The sequence below is a fragment of the Streptomyces sp. BV286 genome (assembly GCF_019090165.1).
Lineage (GTDB): Bacteria > Actinomycetota > Actinomycetes > Streptomycetales > Streptomycetaceae > Streptomyces.
Genome location: NZ_JAHRIB010000077.1, coordinates 1 through 275, shown reverse-complemented (window position 1 = coordinate 275; position 275 = coordinate 1). Strand labels below are relative to the sequence as shown.

At 69.5% G+C, this 275-nt stretch carries 1 protein-coding gene; it reads left to right on the top strand.

Going from position 1 to position 275, the window contains the following annotated elements; all coding sequences use genetic code 11:
- Nucleotides 1–228 (top strand): GlsB/YeaQ/YmgE family stress response membrane protein (locus tag KUF83_RS10695; protein WP_217454380.1); only part of this gene is annotated, 228 nt, incomplete at its 5' end.
- Nucleotides 229–275: the final 47 nt, after the last annotated feature.

Genomic DNA, 275 nt, shown 5'->3' with positions numbered 1-275 from the left:
GCCAAGGCGCTCATGCCGGGCAAGGACCCGGGCGGCATCATCATCACGATGCTCATCGGGATCGCCGGAGGCCTCCTGGGCGGCTGGCTCGGCAAGGCCCTCTTCGGCGTCGACTCCATCGACGGCTTCTTCGAGATCTCCACCTGGATCGCCGCCATCGTCGGCTCGGTCATCCTCCTCGCCCTCTACCGGGTCATCACCGGAAACCGCCGCCGCAGCCACGCCTGACCCCACACCACCCCATCGGCTCCGCCCCACCCCAGGGCGGAGCCGAT